Here is an 18,136-nt window from a genome sequence, read left to right as displayed (position 1 = left end):
TGAGGAAGCCGTACCCGGGATGGATCGCGTCTGCCCCGGTGGATTTCGCAACGGCGATGATCTTGTCGCCCAGCAGGTAACTCTGTGCGGATGGCGCGGGACCGATGCACACGGCCTCGTCGGCATATTGCACGAAAGGCATGGTACGGTCGGCTTCGGAATATACGGCTACGGTGGCGATTCCCATTTCCCTGGCGGAGCGCATAACGCGCAGTGCGATTTCTCCCCTGTTGGCGACAACGATTTTCTTCATGGTCAAAACATTGCGATAAAGCGCTAAAGTTAATGGATTTCAAATTGGCGGATCAAAGTTATCTTTGCGGCGTGAAAAGTCCCATTTCCCAGATATACGCTTTGGTCCGCAAGGACCTGTTGCTCGAATGGCGGCAGCGCCACGCCCTGTTCGGCATTTTACTGTATGTGTTTTCGACGGTATTCGTCATCAACCTGATGGTGCGGGAGCCGGAGGAGCGGATGTGGAATGCGATGTTCTGGGTGGTGCAGTTGTTTGTGTGCGTGAATGCGGTGGCGAAGAGCTTCGTGCAGGAGAACCGGGGGCGGCTGCTGTACTTTTATTCGTTGGTCCACCCGCGTTATTTCATCGCGGCGAAGCTGATTTACAACGTGTTGTTAATGATGTTGTTTTCAGTGGTGACCTTGGTGTGCTGCATCCTTTTCCTCGGAAACCCGTTGGCGAAGCCCTTGTATTTCCTGGGGGTGGTGCTCCTGGGCGGGGTGAGCCTGAGCGTGTTGTTCACCATGCTGGCGGCGATAGCGGCGCAGGCGAGCCAGAATGCGGCGCTGATGGCGATCATGGGTTTTCCGCTGATCATGCCGGTGCTGATATTGCTGAATAACATCTCCCAGAGCGCGTTTTCGCCGGTGGTGCAGCCGGGGCTGGGGGGGATGTTCCTCATGCTGGCGGGGCTGGATGTGCTGGTGGTGGCGCTGGCGCTGATCCTCTTTCCTTTCCTCTGGAAAGAATAAAATTCAACAAAATACCTTCCGGGGTGCGGATTATTCAATGCGGGAGGCCTGCTTTGCAGGTTCATCAAAATCCGCAATTTGCTTTGCCGTTCGCCGATAATCGTGTAGGTTTGCCCCCAATATTTCATTTGTGTAATGGCTAAAAATTGGTGGAAAATACTCTCCGTACTGCTCCTGCTTTACGTGATCATCGGAGGGTTCTCGGTTCCGGTGCCTGTCATCGGCAACAACCAGCAGGCTGCCCGCAGCATCTTCTTTCACTTGCCGATGTGGATGGCAATGTATACCCTGCTCACGATATCCGTCGTTAATTCCATATGGTACCTGGCTACCAACGATCTCCGCCGCGACGTGCGCGCTTCCAGCGCCGCCAGCGTTGGCGTGCTGTTCGGGGTGATGGGATTCCTGACGGGGATGCTCTGGGCGACGTATACCTGGGGTGGCACCATCGTGAACGACCCCAAGCAGATGACCACCGCCATCGCCCTGGCGATCTATATGGCTTACCTGGTGCTCCGCATGTCGTTCACCGACATCGACAAAAGAGCCCGGGTTTCGGCGATCTACAATGTTTTCGCTTTCGCCCTGCTCATTCCCCTGACTTACATCATCCCCCGCACGGTGGATTCCCTGCATCCGGGAAGCGCCAGCAGCCCGGGGTTCAGCGATAAGGACACTGCCGGTACCATCAAAATGGTGCTGTGGCCCGCCTTCCTCGGCTTTACCCTCCTCGGCATCTGGATCTATACCCTTCGCAACCGTTATAAAAGATTGGCTCTTAAAAATATCCTTCATGGTTAACAGAATATCCGTTTCCCTCTTCGCCGCATTCCTGCTCCTCGTTTCCGTAGCCTTCGGGCAGGAAACCACCACCGTTGTGCAGGATGCCGCCTCCCAGCAAAACACCGAAACCGGCGCCGTGAACGAATTTTTCCGCAGCGATAGCAAAATTTATGTGGCCGTGGGTATCCTCGTGATCATTTTCAGCTGTATTACGTTATACCTGGTACGGCTCGACCGTAAAATCTCCAGGCTGGAGAAAGAAAAGTAACCTTCCGCGCGCCCCTGTTTACAAGTCTGCTTACAACACCAAAACAACATATCTAAACCGTTTTTTATGGCTAAAGCTAAAACGCTGACGCAAGAACCGCATTATAACTTTTTCCACAGCGTGGAAATGAGTTTCGACAAAGCCGCGCAATTCACCAAATGGGAGAACGGGATCCTGGAGCAGATCAAGGCCTGCAACGCCGTTTACCGCATGAAATTCCCCGTGCGCGTAGGCGACGGCATCGAGGTGATCGAGGCTTACCGTGTTCAGCACTCCCACCACAAACTGCCCTGCAAAGGCGGTATCCGCTTCAGCGAAGAAGTGAACCAGGACGAAGTGATGGCCCTCGCCGCACTAATGACCTACAAATGCGCGATCGTAAACGTGCCCTTCGGCGGCGCGAAAGGCGGTATCCGCATCAATCCCCGCAATTATTCTCCCTTCCAGCTCGAAAATATTACCCGCCGGTACACGGCCGAACTGGTGAAGAAGAACTTCATCGGCCCCGGCATCGACGTTCCCGCGCCCGATTACGGCACCGGCGAACGCGAAATGAGCTGGATCCTGGATACCTACATGTCGCTGCGCCCCGGTGAAATCGACGGCTACGGCTGCGTTACCGGCAAACCCGTTTCCCAGGGCGGCGTCCGCGGCCGTAAAGAAGCCACCGGCCTCGGTGTATTCTACGGTCTGCGCGAACTTTGCAACGTGAAGGAAGACATGAAGCGCCTCGGCCTCGAACCCGGTCTCGAAGGCAAAACCGTTGTGGTACAGGGTATGGGTAACGTGGGATATCACGCCGCCAAATACTTCCATGAAGCAGGCGCCAAAGTGATCTGCCTCATCGAGTGGGACGGCGCCATCTACAACCAGAAAGGCCTCGACCCCGACGCCGTGCTGAAACACCGCAACGAAACCGGTTCCATCACCGGCTTCCCCGGCGCTAAAAACCTGAAGAAGAATACCGACGGCCTCGAAATGGAATGCGACATCCTTATCCCCGCTGCCCTCGAAAACGTGATCCATGAAGAAAACGCCCCCCGCGTTAAAGCGAAAATCATCGGTGAAGCCGCCAACGGCCCCCTCACTCCAGAGGCCGACGATATCCTCTCCAAAAAAGGCGTAATCGTAGTGCCCGACATGTTCCTCAACGCCGGCGGTGTGACCGTTTCCTACTTCGAATGGCTGAAAAACCTCAGCCACGTGCGTTACGGCCGGCTCGGCAAACGCTTCGACGAAAACATGAACATCCACATCCTCGGCCAGATCGAAGAACTGACCGGCAAAAAAGTTTCCGAGAAAGAACGGAAGTTCATCGCCCACGGCGCGGATGAAGTGGACCTGGTATACTCCGGACTGGAAGAAACCATGATCACCGCCCTCCACGAAGTGCGCGAGAAATCCCTCGAGCACAAAAAAATCAAGGATATGCGTACCGCCGCCTACGTTTGCGCCATCGACAAGGTGGGCTCCGCTTACGAGCAACTCGGTATCTTCCCCTGATTTTGCACACATATGGACTGTACGACAACGGCCGGGCATTTTGCCCGGCCGTTTCTTTTATATAAATAATTGATTACTAATTAATTGTGTCTTCATCGGGGGAAGGAGGGACCACCGGCGGATAATCCGGCAGGTCGTGCTCGAACACCCAGCTGGCGGCGGAATTATCGAGGCGGCAGCACCAGGTGTTGACGCCATTGGTGATCACCAGCCAGGGAACGGGCAGGGCCATGTGATACCGTACGATCTGCTCCAGCACCGGTTGTTTCAGCGGAACGCCCATTTCTTTGCACTCCACGATCATCCAGGGCGTGGCTTCGCGGGAATACACCACGATGTCGCACCGCTTGCGCAGCTCGCCCAGGTGCAGCTCTTTTTCGATACTCAGTAACGCCCCCGGGTACTCGCGGGATTTGACCAGGTAATTCAGGAAATTCTGCCGTACCCATTCTTCCGGCGTCAGCGTCACGTACTTTTTGCGGTATGGATCGTAAATCATCTCCCGGCCATTGGATGCCGTGATCTTGAAATCGGGTTGCGGAAAACGGATGGATATCATACCGCGAAACTAGGGATTGGATGGCTTTTTGCCGAAAAAACATTACATTCACTTGTCAAAAGGCTATGAAGACGAAAGAAGAGATAGTAGCTAACTGGCTGCCCCGATATACGGGTGAGAAACTGGAGAACTTCGGGTCTCACATCCTGCTCACCAACTTTTCCAATTACGTACTGCAATTCGCCCAGTGGAACAACGCCAAGATCGTTGGCGCCGACCGTCCCATGCAATGCTGTACGGCAGGCGATATCACCATCATTAATTTCGGAATGGGCAGCCCCGGCGCGGCGACTGTCATGGATCTGCTCAGCGCCATTTCTCCAAAGGCGGTTTTATTCCTGGGGAAATGTGGCGGGTTGAAGAAGAAAAACAGTATCGGGGACCTCATTCTGCCTATCGCGGCCATCCGGGGAGAGGGTACCTCCAACGACTATTTCCCGGCGGAAGTGCCTGCCCTGCCGGCGTTTGCCCTGCAGAAGGCCATTTCCACCACTATCCGCGAATTCGGGTGCGACTACTGGACCGGCACCTGCTACAGTACCAACCGCCGCGTCTGGGAGCATGACGCCGATTTCAAAAAGTACCTCGAACGCATCCGCGCCATGGCCATCGATATGGAAACGGCGACTATCTTTTCGGTGGGTTTCTACAATAAAATCCCTACCGGCGCGCTCCTCCTCGTTTCCGACCAGCCCATGGTGCCGGAAGGCGTGAAAACGGAGGAAAGCGATAAAAAAGTGACGACCGAATATGTGGACCGCCACCTGCGCATCGGCATCGATTCCCTCAAAAATCTCATCAACAGTCACCAAACCGTTAAACACCTCCTGTTTTGAACCCTGTACCGCTGGTTTCCATCCGCAATCTGACAGTCGATTTCCGTGGCGAAGGCCATACGGTGACGGCCGTCAACAATATTTCGTTCGACGTAAGGCCGGGCGAAATCCTGGGCATTGTAGGGGAGTCCGGTTCGGGGAAGTCGGTGACTTCGCTCAGTATCATGCGGCTCATTGCCGCGCCGGGGCGTATCAGCAAGGGAGAAATCATCTTCCGGCCTCCTGGCCAGCCGCCGCAGGACCTGCTCCTGTTGCCGGAATCCGCCATGCGCCATTACCGCGGGCACGAAATCGCGATGATCTTCCAGGAGCCCATGACCAGCCTGAACCCGCTGCATACCTGCGGCAGGCAGGTGGCGGAAGCGATCATGTCACATAAGAAGGTATCGCCCCGGGAGGCCCGCCGCCAGACGATTGCGCTGTTTGAGCGCGTACGCTTGCCCAGGCCGGAAGAGGCGTATGGAAAATATCCGCATGAATTGTCGGGTGGCCAGAAGCAGCGCGTCATGATCGCCATGGCGATTTCCTGCGGGCCACGGCTGCTGATTGCCGACGAGCCTACCACGGCGCTCGATGTGACTGTTCAGAAAACGATCCTCGAACTGTTGCAGGAGCTGCAGCGCGAAATGGGGATGAGCGTGGTGTTCATCACCCACGACCTCGGCGTGATCGCGGAGATCGCGGACCGGGTGGCCGTTATGTACAAAGGCGAGATCGTGGAAGAAGGGGAGGTGCGGCAAATTTTTGAGCGGCCGGCACATGCTTATACAAAAGGGTTGCTGGCTTGCCGGCCGCCGCTGGACCTCCGCCTGCGCCGCCTGCCCGTCGTGAAGGATTTCACGGGGAGCCGGGAGGCGGTGGAAGTCGCAGCCTTCGTGCGTTCGCTGGAAATGCCGGAGCGAGAGATGCGGGCGCGGGAGGAAATGCTTGCGGAAAGGCCGCCGTTACTGGAAGTGGAGGGCCTCAGCACCTGGTTTCCCAGGGGGAGAACGCTTTTCGGCAAGGCGAAGCATTGGACAAAAGCGGTGGACGATATCAGTTTTACGGTGCGGGAAGGGGAGACGCTGGGGCTGGTGGGTGAATCCGGTTGCGGGAAAACGACCCTGAGCCGGACGCTCCTGCGGCTGGTGGAACCCACGCACGGGGCTATACGCTACCGCGGCAGGGATCTGCTGTCGCTCTCCGCGGCGCAGCTGCGCGATATGCGGAAAAACATACAGATCATCTTCCAGGACCCCTATTCCTCGCTGAACCCCCGGATGACCGTAGGGCAGGCGATCCTGGAACCTTTGCAGGTGCACGGGTTGTACGGCAACGACCGGGAAAGAAAAGAAAAGGTGTTGGCGCTGCTGGAAAAAGTACAGCTGTTGCCTGAGCACTTCAACCGTTATCCCCATGAATTTTCGGGCGGCCAGCGGCAGCGGATCGTGATTGCCAGGGCCCTGGCGCTGAACCCGGAGTTCATTATCTGCGACGAATCGGTGTCGGCGCTGGATGTGAGCGTACAGGCCCAGGTGCTTAACCTGCTGCGGTCGCTTCAACAAGAGTTTAATTTCACGTATATATTTATATCACATAATCTGTCTGTTGTGCATTTTATGAGCGACCGGATGATGGTGATGCAAAAAGGGAAGATCGCGGAGATGGGGCCGGCGGAGGAGGTATATCACCGTCCGGCGTCGGCGTATACGAAGGAATTGATAGCCGCCATTCCGGGCAGGTAAACCTTATTTCAGGAAATGCGTTATTATCCGTACCTTTGCAGACTTTAAATTCATTCATACCGTAATATGAAATTATCACAATTCAAGTTCGATCTGCCGTTAAACCTGATCGCACAACATCCCTCCAAGACAAGAGACGAGAGCCGCCTGATGGTAGTAAACCGCGCCACCGGCAAAATCGAGCACAAGGTTTTCAAAGACATTCTGGGTTATTTCAACGACAAGGACGTAATGATCGTGAACAACACGAAAGTGTTTCCCGCGCGTCTGTACGGCCGTAAGGAGAAAACCGGGGCGAAAATCGAGGTGTTCCTGCTCCGTGAGCTGAACAAGCAAAACCGTCTGTGGGACGTTATCGTTGATCCGGCCCGGAAGATCCGTGTAGGCAACAAACTTTATTTTGGAGACGATGAGAGCCTGGTGGCCGAAGTGATCGACAACACCACTTCCCGCGGCCGTACCATCCGTTTCCTGTTCGAAGGGAACGACGAAGAGTTCAAGGCCGTACTGGACAGCCTGGGCGAAACCCCGCTGCCGAAGTACATCAAGCGCAAGCCCGAGGAAGAAGACAAGGAACGTTACCAGACCGTATACGCCAAGTATGAAGGTGCGGTAGCCGCTCCCACCGCTGGTCTTCACTTCAGCCGCGAACTGATCAAACGCCTGGAGATCAAAGGCGTGAAGTTCGCTGAAGTAACCCTTCACACCGGCCTGGGCACCTTCCGCCCCATCGAGGTGGAAGACCTGAGCAAGCATAAAATGGATGCGGAATATTTCCACATCGATGAATATGCGGTGAAAATCGTGAACAAGGCGAAAGAAGAAAACCGCAAGATCTGCGCCGTAGGTACCACCTCGGTACGTGCCGTAGAATCTTCCGTTACCGCGCAGAATCACCTGAAAGCGGCGGAAGGCTGGACCAACACCTTTATCCATCCTCCGTACGACTTCTCGATTCCCAACGCCCTGGTAACCAACTTCCACCTGCCCAAAACAAGTCTCCTTATCATGGTTTGCGCCTTCGCCGGCTACGACCTGATCATGGAAGCTTACCAGCAGGCCATCAAGGAAAAATACAGGTTCTTCAGCTATGGCGACGCGATGCTCATCATTTGATCCGTCCAACAGATATTAAAAAGGCAAACAGTGAACGCTGTTTGCCTTTTTTTATCAAAATACCCTTATTTCGCATTATGCCAGACAGGAAAAAGATTGCGGTCATCGTAGCCGGCGGCTCCGGCCTCCGGATGGGAAGCTCCATCCCCAAACAGTTTATGGAAATCGGCGGCAAACCGGTTCTTCACCATACCATCAACGCTTTTCGCAACGCTTATCCGGACGTCCGGATCGTGCTCGTCATCCCTGAAGCACATAGCGCATTTATCGCACCCCTGCTGGTTTCCTTCGACGCACCTCCTTCCATCACCATCGTGCATGGCGGCGAAACGCGCTTCCATTCCGTGAAGAATGGCCTGGCGACTATTTCCGAACCTGCTGTGGTTTTTGTACACGATGGCGTGCGGGCGTTGTTGTCGGCCGGGCTGGTCCGCCGCTGTTGCGAAGGCGCCCTGGCGAAAGGGAACGCTATTCCTGCTATCGAAGTGAAAGATAGTTTACGCGACGTGGATGATGAAGGCAACCAGTCGGTGGACCGTAGCCGTTTCCGTATTATACAAACGCCGCAGACGTTCCTCTCCGAGCAGTTGTTACCCGCCTTCGAGCAGCCTTACGATCCCTTGTTTACCGACGAAGCCAGCGTGGCAGAGCGTTTTGGGGCGGAAATCCACCTGGTGGAAGGGGAGGAGCGTAATATTAAAATCACCCGTCCGCTGGATCTTGCGATCGCGGAAGTTTTTCTTTCTGCTAAGTAATTATCCGCCTTTCTTGAAGCCCATTGCAATGAACTTTTGTTGCTTGCCGTTGGGTGGCCAGATATAAATGACGTTGCCGGTCCTGCAACCGCATTCCAGGCATGCTTGTGCCTTGCCCGGTACGCTTTTGCGCAAAGGTTGGGATATTGCGATACCGGTTTTTGCTTCCAGCCAATTCTCCAGTTCCACGTTAAAATTCGCACTGGAACGGTCCAGGTCCTGCGACCAGGGGGTATCGCAAAGGGTTTCATCCATCACGAGCGTATCTCCCAATGGTTCAATTTGTTCGTCTTTTTTACAGGATAGATTGACCAGGATAAAACCGGCCAGCAAAAGCAGTAGACCTTTCCTCATGAAATAGGTGTTTGTTAAAAAACGCCGGGAAGATAGGAAAAGTTAAGGTCTGGTGAATCCCAGGTCGATAAACTTTTGTTCCGACCCGGCCGGCGGCCATACGTAGATCACGTTGCCCGTAGTGCAGGAACACGCATAGCATAACTGCGTTTTTTCGGGATACATTTTGCGGAACGGCGTTGTGATTTCCGCACCGGTTTTGGTTTCCAGCCATTTTTCAAGTTGCCGCGCGAATGAGGGGTTACCACGTTCGATATCATTGACCCAGGGGTCGCTGCAAGCGGTTTCACTGTATCGAAAAGCCTCCGCCAGGTTGGGAGGACGCTTGTCCTTTTTGCAGGAACTAGCGGCTATGGCGGCGATGGTGAGAAACAGGAGAAGCGTCGATTTCATATGGTCGTATTATTCAGGTTGAGTTTTCGTAGCGCGTGTGAATCCCATATCCAGGAATGCCTGTTCGGAACCTTTGGGCACCCACACATAAATTGTGTTGCCCGTCAGGCAGGTGCAGGCGGCGCATAACTGTATCTTCTCCGGGATCACATCCCTTTTGGCGGTCAATATCGCGACGTTGGTTTTGGTCTGGAGCCAGGTCTTCAGTTGTTTGTTGAAATCTTTCCCGGTCCGCGAAACGTCCATGGCCCAGGGATCGGCGCACTGCGTTTCGCTGAACACCAGCGCATCTTCCAATTTTGGGGTTTTGTTCTCTTTGTTGCAGGAAACGGCGGCCAGGATGATTACGGTAAGAAATAGCTGCAGCTTGTGCTTCATTGCGTCAGGTTATTGATGTAAAATGGTTCAGGGTTTGAAAAAGCCGAGATCGAGGAATTTTTGCGCATCTCCGTTGGCGGGCCACAGATAAATCGCATAGCCGGTCGTGCAAGGGCAGGCATCGCAGCCCACGAATTTGTCGCCGCCCACATTTTTGACTTCCAGTTTCGCGACGCTCTTGCCGGTTTTCGCTTCCAGCCAGGCTTTTAGCTTTTCAGCAAAGTCGTTTTGGAAGCTTCTCACTTCGGGGTGCCAGGGATCGGTGCATTGGGTTTGATTAAATTGCAATGCGCCGGCAGGGGAGGGCGGTTTATCTTTCTTTTTACACGAAACGGAAACGAGGGCAATGAATGCCGGCAATAAAATGAGCCTGTTTTTCATGTTTGCGTGGTTTTTATTGGAACGCGGGGAAATGGCAAAGGTTACAGCAGGCAGGAAAAGATAAATCCGTTTGCTGGCAGACATGAAAAGTTGGTGCAAATGCATTTGCAATTACAGTGGCAACATTTAATTGACGGAAAGCTTATTCGGACTGGCCTTTCCCGATTTTCTGCAGGATCTGATGAGCGGCTTCCAGCGCCTGGAATCCGTCGCGCACATTTACGGCCACGGGTTTGTTTTCCAGGATGCTGTCGCGGAAAAGCTCCAATTCCATGCGGATGGCGTTAGATTGTTTGATTTCCGGATTATCGATCGCAATGGTTTTTTTCCCGTTGTTGGTAGCGATGTCGAGGGTGAAGAGGCCTTCGTCTGCCGGGGTTTTCAGCTTGATGATCTCGGTTTTTTTGTCGAGGAAGTCGATGCCGATATAGGCATCTTTCTGGAAGAGGCGCATTTTCCTCATTTTTTTGAGGGAGATGCGGCTGGAGGTGAGATTGGCTACGCAACCATTGTGGAACTCGATGCGTACGTTGGCGATATCGGGTGTGTCGCTCATGACGGCAACGCCGCTGGCGGAGATCCGGCTGATGCTGGATTGCACGATGCTCAGTACGATGTCGATATCATGTATCATGAGGTCGAGGATCACGCTCACGTCGGTGCCGCGGGGATTGAATTCCGCCAGGCGGTGCACTTCGATGAACATGGGCTTGAGGTCGTATCCTTTCAGGGCGAGGAATGCGGGATTGAAGCGCTCCACATGCCCTACCTGGAATTTGATATTGGCCTCTTCGACCAGCTTTACCAGCAGGCGGGCTTCTTCCATGGTATTGGTCATGGGTTTTTCTACAAAAACATGCTTGCCCATGCGGATGGCGGTTTCGCACAACTGGAAGTGCTGCGTGGTAGGCGCAACAATGTCGATCGCATCGGATGCGCGGATCAGCTCTTCCGCCGTTTCGAAACGGGGAATGCTATATGTACCACGGATACTCTCCGCATTGGCGTCGCTGGGATCGAAATAACCTGTCACTTCCACATCTTTCATGGTCGATAACTGGGAGAGGTGAATTTTGCCCAGGTGCCCTACTCCAAACAAGCCAATTTTTAGCATGCGCGATTGTTTTTAAGAAAATTCCTGCAAATGTAACAAAACGACATGTTATTACTTTATATATATTCGCAAGAACCCCGGTCAACCCATGCGTTTTCTGCTGCTAATCATAACTTTTTCACTGGCGTCCGCACTTCACGCGGCAGCGCAGTCATGTCAACGCCCGGGACAGACGCCTCAGAGCGCTTTCCCTGTTTGCGGCACCCGCAACCTGACACAGACATCCGTCCCCATATGCGATGGACGCATCCTCCGGCTGAATTTCTGCGGCACGGTGGATCCCGATACGGATTATGAAGACAAAAATCCCTTCTACTATAAATTCACCTGCTTCCAGGCGGGCTCGCTGGGATTTACGATCGTCCCCAACGACCTCGACGATGATTACGACTGGCACATCTTCGACGTTACCGGCCGGAACGTGAATGATATTTATACCGATCCTACTTTGCAGATATGCGGGAACTGGAGCGCCCGTCCCGGCCGCACCGGCGCCAGCAATGCGGGTCAGACACTAATCAATTGCGCGGGTGACGACTACCCCAATTTCAGCAGTATGCCCGATTTGAAGGTTGGGCACGAGTACCTGCTGCTCGTCAGCCATTTTACCGACACCCAGAGCGGATATACCCTTTCTTTCGGCGGCGGTACCGCCGTGATCACGGACCCCAACACCGGGAAATTCAATTCCGCCGATTATCGCTGCCATCACAACCGGGTCGTTATCAAATTTTCCAAGAAATTCCGCTGCAACACCCTCGCAGCCGATGGCAGCGACTTCGAAGTGCTGGGCACTCCCGCCAGGGTACTGAGTGCGGAGGGCGTCAACTGCAACAACGCATTCGATATGGATTCCGTGGTGCTGACGCTCGATCGCCCGCTGGGGCCGGGGAACTATACCGTCCGCATGAAAAACGGAACCGACCGCAATACGCTCCTCGACGCCTGCGACGTACCCATTGCCGCCGGAGAGAATATCATTATGACTATCGGCGTCCCGCAACCCGTACCCTTCGACTCCATCAAACCCGTCGGCTGCAAACCCGACAGGCTGATGGTTATCCTGAAAAAGCCTGTCCGCTGCAACTCAGTGGCCGCCAACGGTTCCGATTTCAGGATTACCAATGTGGGCACGGGGCCGGCGGTATCGGTCCGGAGTGCCAAAGTTTTCTGCGACGATGAGCTGACCGACAGCATCGAAGTGGTGCTCAATGGCCCGGTTTACCTGGACGGCTCCTTTCGCCTGGACCTCGTGCAGGGAACCGACGGCAACACCCTGGTCAGCGAATGCTTTGTGCAAACGCCCCTGGGCCAATCGGTCCCGTTCCTCACCAGCGATACCGTAAACGCCGCCTACGCATGGCGGACGCGGCTGGATTGTGCGTCGGACACCATTTACCTGGAGCATGACAGGGCGCATAATATTTCGGAGTGGACCTGGCTGTTCGATGACGGCACCACGCAAACGGGGCCTGCGGCAAGCAAAGTCTACTATAAAGGCAACTTCGGCGTGAAACCGGTGAAACTGACCGTGTCCAACCGCCAGTGCCAGGACGATCATTCCGAGCGCATCGATCTGCCCAATGAACTGGTGGCGGCGTTTACGCCGGAGTCCTGGGTGCTTTGCCCGCTTGACCTGGTAAGGATCTCCAACCAGAGCACGGGGAACATCATGGCCCACCGGTGGAGCCTGGGGCACGGCCCCGGATCCCAGCAGCGTACGCCGGCCCCTTACCGTTATCCTATGTCGGAACGGGAGGAATCGTATGACGTACGGCTGATCGTGGTCGACAACCTGCAATGTGAGGACACCGTGATTCACCAGCTGAAAACGGTGCCCAGTTGCTATGTGGCGGTTCCGACGGCGTTTACGCCGAATGGCGATGGCGTAAACGATTTCCTGTATCCGCTGAATGGTTATAAGACGGCGGATCTGTTGTTCCGGGTGTTTTCCCGCAACGGCCAGATGGTGTTCGAGACGCGCAACTGGCAGCGCAAGTGGGACGGGCGGATCAAGGGTGCGCTTGCGCCGGTGGGCACTTATGCCTGGTTCCTGGAATACACGAACACGGAACTGAACCAACGCGTATTTCTCAAAGGCGTCAGTACCTTGCTGCGATAGCGGAGCAGTTTATAATTTCGATGTTTTAGAAGCCCTTCAGTGCCGGGGGCCATCCTTGAGTAACATCCTGCCTTTCCCGGAAACGCGTATCCATTCGCCCAAAAGCGCGTCAGTAGCATGTCTTTCCCCGAACTGAGCTTCAATTCGCCCAAGCATATTTCAGTAGCATGAAGATCCATGCTATCAAGATTGCCTTTCCCGGAAACGCGTATCCATTCGCCCAAAGCGCGTCAGAACCAAGTTGATTCATGCTGTCAGAATTTCCTTTCCCGCAGCTTTCATTCGTATTAACGGGCGCCAAGCCCCTCATATTGATCCACTGAACCTTTGCGAATTTCCGTTCCGGCAATTTTAGCTCAACATCACCTGTCCCTGCCTCAACCTTCCCGTATCTCACAACGCCCCATCCTCCCGGAGGCTATGATATCCCTGGTCTGTGACGATGATGTGATCCAGTACCTCGATTTCCAGGAGGCGGCCGCCTGCCTGGAGCTGGCGTGTAATGTTGATGTCGGCCTTGCTGGCTTTCAGAAGGCCGGAGGGGTGATTGTGGCAAAGCAGCAGCCGGGTGGCCCGGTGCTCAAGGGCCATGCCGAACACAATCCGCGGATCGATAGTCGTGGAGGTAATGCCGCCCGTGCTGATGCATGCCTGGTGGACGATCCGGTTGGCGTGATTCATGAAAAGCACGTAAAAACTCTCACAGTCCTGACCCGAAAGGAGGTTCCTGAGGTACTCCGCTGCCATTCCGATAGAAGTGATTTCCGGTTTCTCCACCAATGCGCTCAGTTGCCTGCGGCGGCAAAGCTCCAGCGCCGCCAAAACCGTGGCGGCCTTCTTGAGCCCTATTCCCCTGAACCGGCGCAGCTGCGGCAGGTTCAGCCGGCCCAATTCGCGGAGATCGTTGCCGCAGCTCCCGAAAACCTCGCGCGCCAGTTCCAGGGCAGACTGCTCCGGCGTTCCGGAATTTATAATTATTGCCAGCAGTTCGACGATACTTACCGATGATGGCCCCGACTTCAACATTTTCTCCCGGGGCCGGTCGTCTTCCGGCCACTCTTTCATGCGGCGGCGCCTGAAAATCTTCAAATGCCTTACAGGCACGGGTTCCCGGTAAGCCGGGTTAACAAAAATGGCTTCCATGACGTTTGCAGATTATCCCTCAATTTACCCATTTTTCCATAAAATGCTAATTATTTTAGCAAAAGTTCTCCACATTCCCGGGATTTTTTTTCCGCATATCCGCGATTAAAGCTTAGTTTTGCAACCTCTTTTCTTTGTCATGAATCCATCGGTAAAAATCTTCACGGGTAACAGTAATCCCGCTCTGGCCGAGCGAATCGCCGCCAGATATGGAAACGGTCTGGGTAAAGTGAATATCCAGAAATTCAGTGACGGTGAATTCCAGCCGGTTTTCCTGGAAAGCATCCGTGGCGACTACGTTTTCCTGGTACAGGGGACCAACGCCCCGGCGGACAATCTCATGGAGCTCCTGCTCATGATCGATGCCGCCAAACGCGCCTCGGCCGGGTACATTACGGCTGTTATCCCGTATTTCGGGTTTGCCCGGCAAGACCGGAAAGACAAGCCCAGGGTAGCCATCGGCTCCAAACTGATCGCCAACCTGCTCACCGCGGCAGGGGCTAACAGGGTGATTACCATGGATTTGCACGCTCCCCAGATCCAGGGCTTCTTCGATATCCCCGTGGATCACCTCGACAGCTCCGCGATTTTTATACCTTACATAGAGAATCTCAAGCTGAAAAACCTTACCTTTGCGTCCCCTGACGTGGGTTCCACCACCCGGGTGCGCGAAGTGGCCAGCTACTTCAACGCCGAAATGGTGATCTGCGACAAGCACCGCAAACGTGCCAACGAGATCGCTTCCATGGTGGTGATCGGGGATGTGACCGATAAGGATATCGTCCTGATCGACGACATCTGCGACACGGCAGGCACCCTCACCAAGTCGGCCGCCCTCCTGAAAGAGAAAGGGGCCCGCAGTGTAAGGGCTTTTTGTACCCACCCCGTGTTCAGCGGCAAAGCGTACGAAAATATCGAGAACTCCGTCCTGGAAGAACTGGTGGTATGCGATACCATCCCGCTCAGGCAGGAAAGCGCGAAAATCAAAGTGATCAGCGTGGCGGAACTTTTCGCAGTTGCCATCCGCAACATGTACGAAAACAAATCCATCACCAGCCTGTTCGTTCACAGCCAACGCCGGCTGTCTTAACCAAGTGTATTTTTTTACATCATAAATGTTTAAACAATGAAAACAATAACCATCGAAGGACAACTCAGAAGCGAATTCGGCAAAAAAGCCACCCGCCTTCTCCGTTCTGAGGAAAAAGTGCCTTGCGTTATTTATGGGGGTGCAGAAATCGTTGCTTTTTCCGCTCCGGCTACTGCCTTTAAAAACCTGGTGTACACACCCGATTTCCAGGTTGCTGAAATCAAACTGGAAGGTAAAACCTACCGCGCGATCCTGAAAGATCTGCAGTTCGACACCGTTACCGACGAGCTCACGCACATCGACTTCCTCGAACTCGTGGAAGACAAGAAAGTAGTGGCTTCCCTGCCCCTGCGCGTTGTAGGCCAGTCCGTGGGCGTAAAAGCCGGTGGTAAACTGGTAGTGAAACTGAAAACCCTGAAAGTGAAAGCGCTTCCGAAACACCTTCGCGAAAACCTGGAACTGGACGTAACCAACCTCAACCTGAACGAAAACCTCCGTGTGGAAGACGTGAAGGCTGAAGGCATCGAACTCCTCAACTCTCCCCGCATCCCTGTTGCTTCCGTGGTAATGACCCGTCAGCTGAAACAGGAAGAAGCTGCTGCCGAGAAGGAGGCCAAGAAGAAATAAATTGGCAAAATATTTATATCAAAAAGCCCGGCAGAATATCGGCCGGGCTTTTTATTTTTGGCATCCCGTTTTTGCGGGACATTATTGAAAGCCTGCCAACATGAAATATTTAATCGTAGGATTAGGAAACATCGGGCCGGAATACCCCCGCCACAACATCGGATTCGATGTGGCGGACGCTTTTGCCGCCAAACACCAGGCCTCCTTCCGGAGCGACCGCCTCGCCGATGTGGCGGAAATACGCTGGAAAGGGAAAACCTTCGTGGTGATCAAACCTACTACCTACATGAACCTCAGCGGCCGCGCCGTGAAGTACTGGATGGACAAGGAGAAGATCCCTGTCGAAAACGTACTCGTGATCGTGGACGAACTCGCACTGCCCCTCGAAGCCATCCGCCTCCGCCCCGGCGGCAGCGATGCCGGCCACAACGGCCTTAAAAGCATCCAGGAAAGCATCGGCACCAACCAATATCCCCGCCTCCGCTTCGGTATCGGCAACGATTTCCCGAAAGGCCGGCAAGTGGATTACGTGCTCGGCAAATGGTCGGCCAGGGAAGAACCCTGCGTACAGCAGAAAACCGGCAAGTGCGTAGAAATCGTGGAAAGTTTTGCCGCTATCGGCTTACCGCGCACCATGAACAATTATAACAACCTTACTTTTCCATTATAGGAATGTAAATTGTATATTTCATGCCTAAAGGTACCCCTACCTTAACCGCTATAGGTCATGATCCGTGTACCACTGATCGTTATATCAACCGGCATATTTTTCCCCATCATCCGGATGATAGTGCGCACAGTGGGCAATGTATTGTGGGCTATGGGTCAAACCATAGGCTTTATTAACCTTACAAAATACACGCATTATGAAAATTATCTGCGTTGGAAGAAACTATGCCAAACATGCAGAAGAATTGAAGAACGAAGTGCCCTCCGAACCCGTGATTTTCATGAAACCCAAAAATGCCCTGCTGCAAAACAACCATCCCTTCTATTATCCGGAATTCACGGATAAACTGCATTATGAATGCGAGCTGGTGCTGCGGATTTCTAAAAACGGGAAACACATCCAGGAAAGATTTGCCAGCAAATATTATGACCAGATCTCAGTTGGCATCGACTTCACCGCGCGCGACCTGCAGGAGAAACAAAAAGCCAAAGGCCTACCCTGGGAAATCGCCAAGTCCTTCGATAATTCTGCCGTTGTCGGCAAGTTTATTCCCATTACGGAAACCATGGACCTGAAAGACACCAACTTCTGTCTCTACAAAAACAAAGAAATCGTTCAGCAAGGCAACACCGCCGATCTGCTGTTCACTTTCGACAAACTGATCGCCTACATCTCCCGCTTCTTCACCCTCAACATCGGCGACCTCGTCTTTACCGGAACCCCCGAAGGCGTTGGCCCCGTCGAAATAGGAGACACCCTCGAAGCATTTATTGAAAACGACAGCCTGCTGGAATTCATGGTAAAATAACCGCATCCCGTTCAGCGGTCCGCCAGACTAAAAAGTAAAAATTAAAAAGTTAAAAGAGTACGGGCTTTTTCCTTTTTAATTTTTTCTTTTTACGGGATATTCGAATAAATCACATCCAAAATCCGCGTCATCTCCTGGAAATCCCCCTCAGTCAGGTTCTTCCAGCCAATCTCACGCATCTCCAATACCAGCGGCCGAACCTCCCGGTACTTATTCACCCCCTCAGGCGTCAACTGCAAAAACACCTTCCGCCGGTCGTCAGTAGACCCCTGGCGCTCTACCAGCACCTTCCGCACCAGTAACTCGATAATCCGCGAAACCGTCGTGATATCTTTCGACGTCAGTTTCGCTAACTCATTGTGGGTGATGCGCTTATGCTTATACAGGTTCTCGATCAGCAACCACTGGTCCACCGTAATGTCCAGCCCCCGGGCATCAAAACTCTTCTGCCAGTAATTCTTTATTTTTTTTAATGTGGCATCCAGCTTAAAAAAAGACGGATTACTCACGAAAGATTCATGCATA

22 protein-coding genes are annotated in these 18,136 nt (G+C 53.7%); 13 read left to right on the top strand and 9 right to left on the bottom strand.

The genetic code is table 11. The features are described 5' to 3' along the window. Positions 1-253: biotin carboxylase N-terminal domain-containing protein (locus Q0510_RS23535; RefSeq protein ID WP_298717315.1), on the bottom strand; the 253-nt coding region annotated here is incomplete at its 3' end. A 32-nt stretch (positions 254-285) separates the two neighbouring features. Between Q0510_RS23535 and Q0510_RS23530 the strand changes: the two genes are divergently transcribed. The 4 genes from Q0510_RS23530 to Q0510_RS23515 all read left to right on the top strand — a co-directional run bounded on the left by Q0510_RS23530 (position 286) and on the right by Q0510_RS23515 (position 3,541). Next, complete coding sequence (locus tag Q0510_RS23530; protein WP_298717311.1) at positions 286-987, top strand: heme exporter protein CcmB; 702 nt, start codon at positions 286-288, stop codon at positions 985-987. A gap of 135 nt (positions 988-1,122) precedes the next feature. Then, positions 1,123-1,788 (top strand): cytochrome c biogenesis protein CcsA, encoded by a 666-nt coding sequence (gene ccsA / locus Q0510_RS23525; protein ID WP_298717308.1) that lies wholly within the window; start codon positions 1,123-1,125, stop codon positions 1,786-1,788. Then, the gene (locus Q0510_RS23520; protein WP_298717305.1) at positions 1,781-2,038 is read left to right on the top strand and encodes a CcmD family protein; all 258 of its coding nucleotides are present in this window, start codon (positions 1,781-1,783) and stop codon (positions 2,036-2,038) included. Before ccsA ends, Q0510_RS23520 begins: the two co-directional genes overlap by 8 nt. 66 nt (positions 2,039-2,104) lie before the next feature. Next, positions 2,105-3,541: a Glu/Leu/Phe/Val dehydrogenase gene (locus tag Q0510_RS23515; protein ID WP_298717303.1), complete on the top strand. Its 1,437-nt coding sequence runs from the start codon at positions 2,105-2,107 to the stop codon at positions 3,539-3,541. 76 nt (positions 3,542-3,617) lie between these two features. Here Q0510_RS23515 and Q0510_RS23510 read toward each other — a convergent pair whose 3' ends face one another. Beyond that, positions 3,618-4,100, bottom strand: coding sequence for a type I restriction enzyme HsdR N-terminal domain-containing protein (locus tag Q0510_RS23510; RefSeq protein ID WP_298717302.1), 483 nt, complete (start codon positions 4,098-4,100; stop codon positions 3,618-3,620). Between the two features lie 65 nt (positions 4,101-4,165). Here Q0510_RS23510 and Q0510_RS23505 point away from each other — a divergent pair, with 65 nt between their 5' ends. The 4 genes from Q0510_RS23505 to Q0510_RS23490 all read left to right on the top strand — a co-directional run bounded on the left by Q0510_RS23505 (position 4,166) and on the right by Q0510_RS23490 (position 8,531). Continuing rightward, positions 4,166-4,936, top strand: coding sequence for an AMP nucleosidase (locus Q0510_RS23505; protein ID WP_298717299.1), 771 nt, complete (start codon positions 4,166-4,168; stop codon positions 4,934-4,936). Next, entirely contained in the window at positions 4,933-6,660 is a 1,728-nt protein-coding gene (locus tag Q0510_RS23500) for an ABC transporter ATP-binding protein (RefSeq protein ID WP_298717297.1), read from the top strand. Before Q0510_RS23505 ends, Q0510_RS23500 begins: the two co-directional genes overlap by 4 nt. 66 nt (positions 6,661-6,726) lie before the next feature. Beyond that, positions 6,727-7,776, top strand: coding sequence for a tRNA preQ1(34) S-adenosylmethionine ribosyltransferase-isomerase QueA (gene queA, locus Q0510_RS23495; protein ID WP_298717294.1), 1,050 nt, complete (start codon positions 6,727-6,729; stop codon positions 7,774-7,776). Positions 7,777-7,853: 77 nt separating this feature from the next. Then, positions 7,854-8,531 (top strand): 2-C-methyl-D-erythritol 4-phosphate cytidylyltransferase, encoded by a 678-nt coding sequence (locus Q0510_RS23490; RefSeq protein WP_298717291.1) that lies wholly within the window; start codon positions 7,854-7,856, stop codon positions 8,529-8,531. On the opposite strand, the gene Q0510_RS23485 is transcribed toward Q0510_RS23490, so the two are convergent. From Q0510_RS23485 to Q0510_RS23465, 5 genes are all read right to left on the bottom strand, one after another. After that, entirely contained in the window at positions 8,532-8,885 is a 354-nt protein-coding gene (locus Q0510_RS23485; protein WP_298717288.1) for a hypothetical protein, read from the bottom strand. Between the two features lie 42 nt (positions 8,886-8,927). Further along, complete coding sequence (locus tag Q0510_RS23480; protein WP_298717285.1) at positions 8,928-9,278, bottom strand: hypothetical protein; 351 nt, start codon at positions 9,276-9,278, stop codon at positions 8,928-8,930. A 9-nt stretch (positions 9,279-9,287) separates the two neighbouring features. Then, on the bottom strand, positions 9,288-9,656 hold the full coding sequence (locus tag Q0510_RS23475; protein WP_298717282.1) for a hypothetical protein: 369 nt from the start codon (positions 9,654-9,656) through the stop codon (positions 9,288-9,290). Between the two features lie 27 nt (positions 9,657-9,683). Then, the gene (locus Q0510_RS23470; RefSeq protein WP_298717279.1) at positions 9,684-10,037 is read right to left on the bottom strand and encodes a hypothetical protein; all 354 of its coding nucleotides are present in this window, start codon (positions 10,035-10,037) and stop codon (positions 9,684-9,686) included. 142 nt (positions 10,038-10,179) lie between these two features. Then, a complete protein-coding gene (locus Q0510_RS23465; RefSeq protein ID WP_298717276.1) occupies positions 10,180-11,151 on the bottom strand; it encodes a Gfo/Idh/MocA family oxidoreductase in 972 nt (323 codons plus the stop codon). Positions 11,152-11,425: 274 nt separating this feature from the next. On the opposite strand from Q0510_RS23465, the gene Q0510_RS23460 reads away from it, so the two are divergent. Then, positions 11,426-13,273 (top strand): gliding motility-associated C-terminal domain-containing protein, encoded by a 1,848-nt coding sequence (locus Q0510_RS23460; protein WP_298717273.1) that lies wholly within the window; start codon positions 11,426-11,428, stop codon positions 13,271-13,273. 393 nt (positions 13,274-13,666) lie between these two features. On the opposite strand, the gene radC is transcribed toward Q0510_RS23460, so the two are convergent. Next, a complete protein-coding gene (radC, locus tag Q0510_RS23455) occupies positions 13,667-14,416 on the bottom strand; it encodes a DNA repair protein RadC (RefSeq protein ID WP_298717272.1) in 750 nt (249 codons plus the stop codon). 139 nt (positions 14,417-14,555) lie between these two features. Between radC and Q0510_RS23450 the strand changes: the two genes are divergently transcribed. The 4 genes from Q0510_RS23450 to Q0510_RS23435 all read left to right on the top strand — a co-directional run bounded on the left by Q0510_RS23450 (position 14,556) and on the right by Q0510_RS23435 (position 17,611). Beyond that, a complete protein-coding gene (locus tag Q0510_RS23450) occupies positions 14,556-15,506 on the top strand; it encodes a ribose-phosphate pyrophosphokinase (RefSeq protein WP_298717271.1) in 951 nt (316 codons plus the stop codon). 36 nt (positions 15,507-15,542) lie between these two features. Then, the gene (locus Q0510_RS23445; RefSeq protein ID WP_298717269.1) at positions 15,543-16,133 is read left to right on the top strand and encodes a 50S ribosomal protein L25; all 591 of its coding nucleotides are present in this window, start codon (positions 15,543-15,545) and stop codon (positions 16,131-16,133) included. A gap of 100 nt (positions 16,134-16,233) precedes the next feature. Further along, entirely contained in the window at positions 16,234-16,803 is a 570-nt protein-coding gene (gene pth, locus Q0510_RS23440) for an aminoacyl-tRNA hydrolase (protein WP_298717267.1), read from the top strand. Positions 16,804-16,999: 196 nt separating this feature from the next. Further along, positions 17,000-17,611, top strand: a complete 612-nt coding sequence (locus Q0510_RS23435) for a fumarylacetoacetate hydrolase family protein (RefSeq protein ID WP_298717264.1) — start codon at positions 17,000-17,002, stop codon at positions 17,609-17,611. 89 nt (positions 17,612-17,700) lie between these two features. On the opposite strand, the gene Q0510_RS23430 is transcribed toward Q0510_RS23435, so the two are convergent. Continuing rightward, positions 17,701-18,135 carry a MarR family winged helix-turn-helix transcriptional regulator gene (locus tag Q0510_RS23430; RefSeq protein ID WP_298717261.1) on the bottom strand — a complete coding sequence of 145 codons (435 nt, stop codon included), beginning with the start codon at positions 18,133-18,135 and terminating at the stop codon, positions 17,701-17,703. Position 18,136: the final 1 nt, after the last annotated feature.

Origin of the sequence: uncultured Chitinophaga sp., from assembly GCF_937874145.1 — a bacterium.
Classification (GTDB): Bacteria; Bacteroidota; Bacteroidia; order Chitinophagales; family Chitinophagaceae; genus Chitinophaga.
Note: the sequence above shows the minus strand (reverse complement) of the source record. Positions and strands in the feature narration are given on the sequence as shown.

What these genes read in the sequence shown, in the direction of transcription:
- Q0510_RS23530 (WP_298717311.1), top strand. Translation starts at nt 286, where the DNA reads ATGGATTTCAAATTGGCGGATCAAAGTTATCTTTGCGGCGTGAAAAGT.
- ccsA (WP_298717308.1), top strand. Translation starts at nt 1,123, where the DNA reads ATGGCTAAAAATTGGTGGAAAATACTCTCCGTACTGCTCCTGCTTTAC.
- Q0510_RS23520 (WP_298717305.1), top strand. Translation starts at nt 1,781, where the DNA reads ATGGTTAACAGAATATCCGTTTCCCTCTTCGCCGCATTCCTGCTCCTC.
- Q0510_RS23515 (WP_298717303.1), top strand. Translation starts at nt 2,105, where the DNA reads ATGGCTAAAGCTAAAACGCTGACGCAAGAACCGCATTATAACTTTTTC.
- Q0510_RS23510 (WP_298717302.1), bottom strand. Translation starts at nt 4,100, where the DNA reads ATGATATCCATCCGTTTTCCGCAACCCGATTTCAAGATCACGGCATCC.
- Q0510_RS23505 (WP_298717299.1), top strand. Translation starts at nt 4,166, where the DNA reads ATGAAGACGAAAGAAGAGATAGTAGCTAACTGGCTGCCCCGATATACG.
- queA (WP_298717294.1), top strand. Translation starts at nt 6,727, where the DNA reads ATGAAATTATCACAATTCAAGTTCGATCTGCCGTTAAACCTGATCGCA.
- Q0510_RS23490 (WP_298717291.1), top strand. Translation starts at nt 7,854, where the DNA reads ATGCCAGACAGGAAAAAGATTGCGGTCATCGTAGCCGGCGGCTCCGGC.
- Q0510_RS23485 (WP_298717288.1), bottom strand. Translation starts at nt 8,885, where the DNA reads ATGAGGAAAGGTCTACTGCTTTTGCTGGCCGGTTTTATCCTGGTCAAT.
- Q0510_RS23480 (WP_298717285.1), bottom strand. Translation starts at nt 9,278, where the DNA reads ATGAAATCGACGCTTCTCCTGTTTCTCACCATCGCCGCCATAGCCGCT.
- Q0510_RS23475 (WP_298717282.1), bottom strand. Translation starts at nt 9,656, where the DNA reads ATGAAGCACAAGCTGCAGCTATTTCTTACCGTAATCATCCTGGCCGCC.
- Q0510_RS23470 (WP_298717279.1), bottom strand. Translation starts at nt 10,037, where the DNA reads ATGAAAAACAGGCTCATTTTATTGCCGGCATTCATTGCCCTCGTTTCC.
- Q0510_RS23465 (WP_298717276.1), bottom strand. Translation starts at nt 11,151, where the DNA reads ATGCTAAAAATTGGCTTGTTTGGAGTAGGGCACCTGGGCAAAATTCAC.
- radC (WP_298717272.1), bottom strand. Translation starts at nt 14,416, where the DNA reads ATGGAAGCCATTTTTGTTAACCCGGCTTACCGGGAACCCGTGCCTGTA.
- Q0510_RS23450 (WP_298717271.1), top strand. Translation starts at nt 14,556, where the DNA reads ATGAATCCATCGGTAAAAATCTTCACGGGTAACAGTAATCCCGCTCTG.
- Q0510_RS23445 (WP_298717269.1), top strand. Translation starts at nt 15,543, where the DNA reads ATGAAAACAATAACCATCGAAGGACAACTCAGAAGCGAATTCGGCAAA.
- pth (WP_298717267.1), top strand. Translation starts at nt 16,234, where the DNA reads ATGAAATATTTAATCGTAGGATTAGGAAACATCGGGCCGGAATACCCC.
- Q0510_RS23435 (WP_298717264.1), top strand. Translation starts at nt 17,000, where the DNA reads ATGAAAATTATCTGCGTTGGAAGAAACTATGCCAAACATGCAGAAGAA.
- Q0510_RS23430 (WP_298717261.1), bottom strand. Translation starts at nt 18,135, where the DNA reads ATGCATGAATCTTTCGTGAGTAATCCGTCTTTTTTTAAGCTGGATGCC.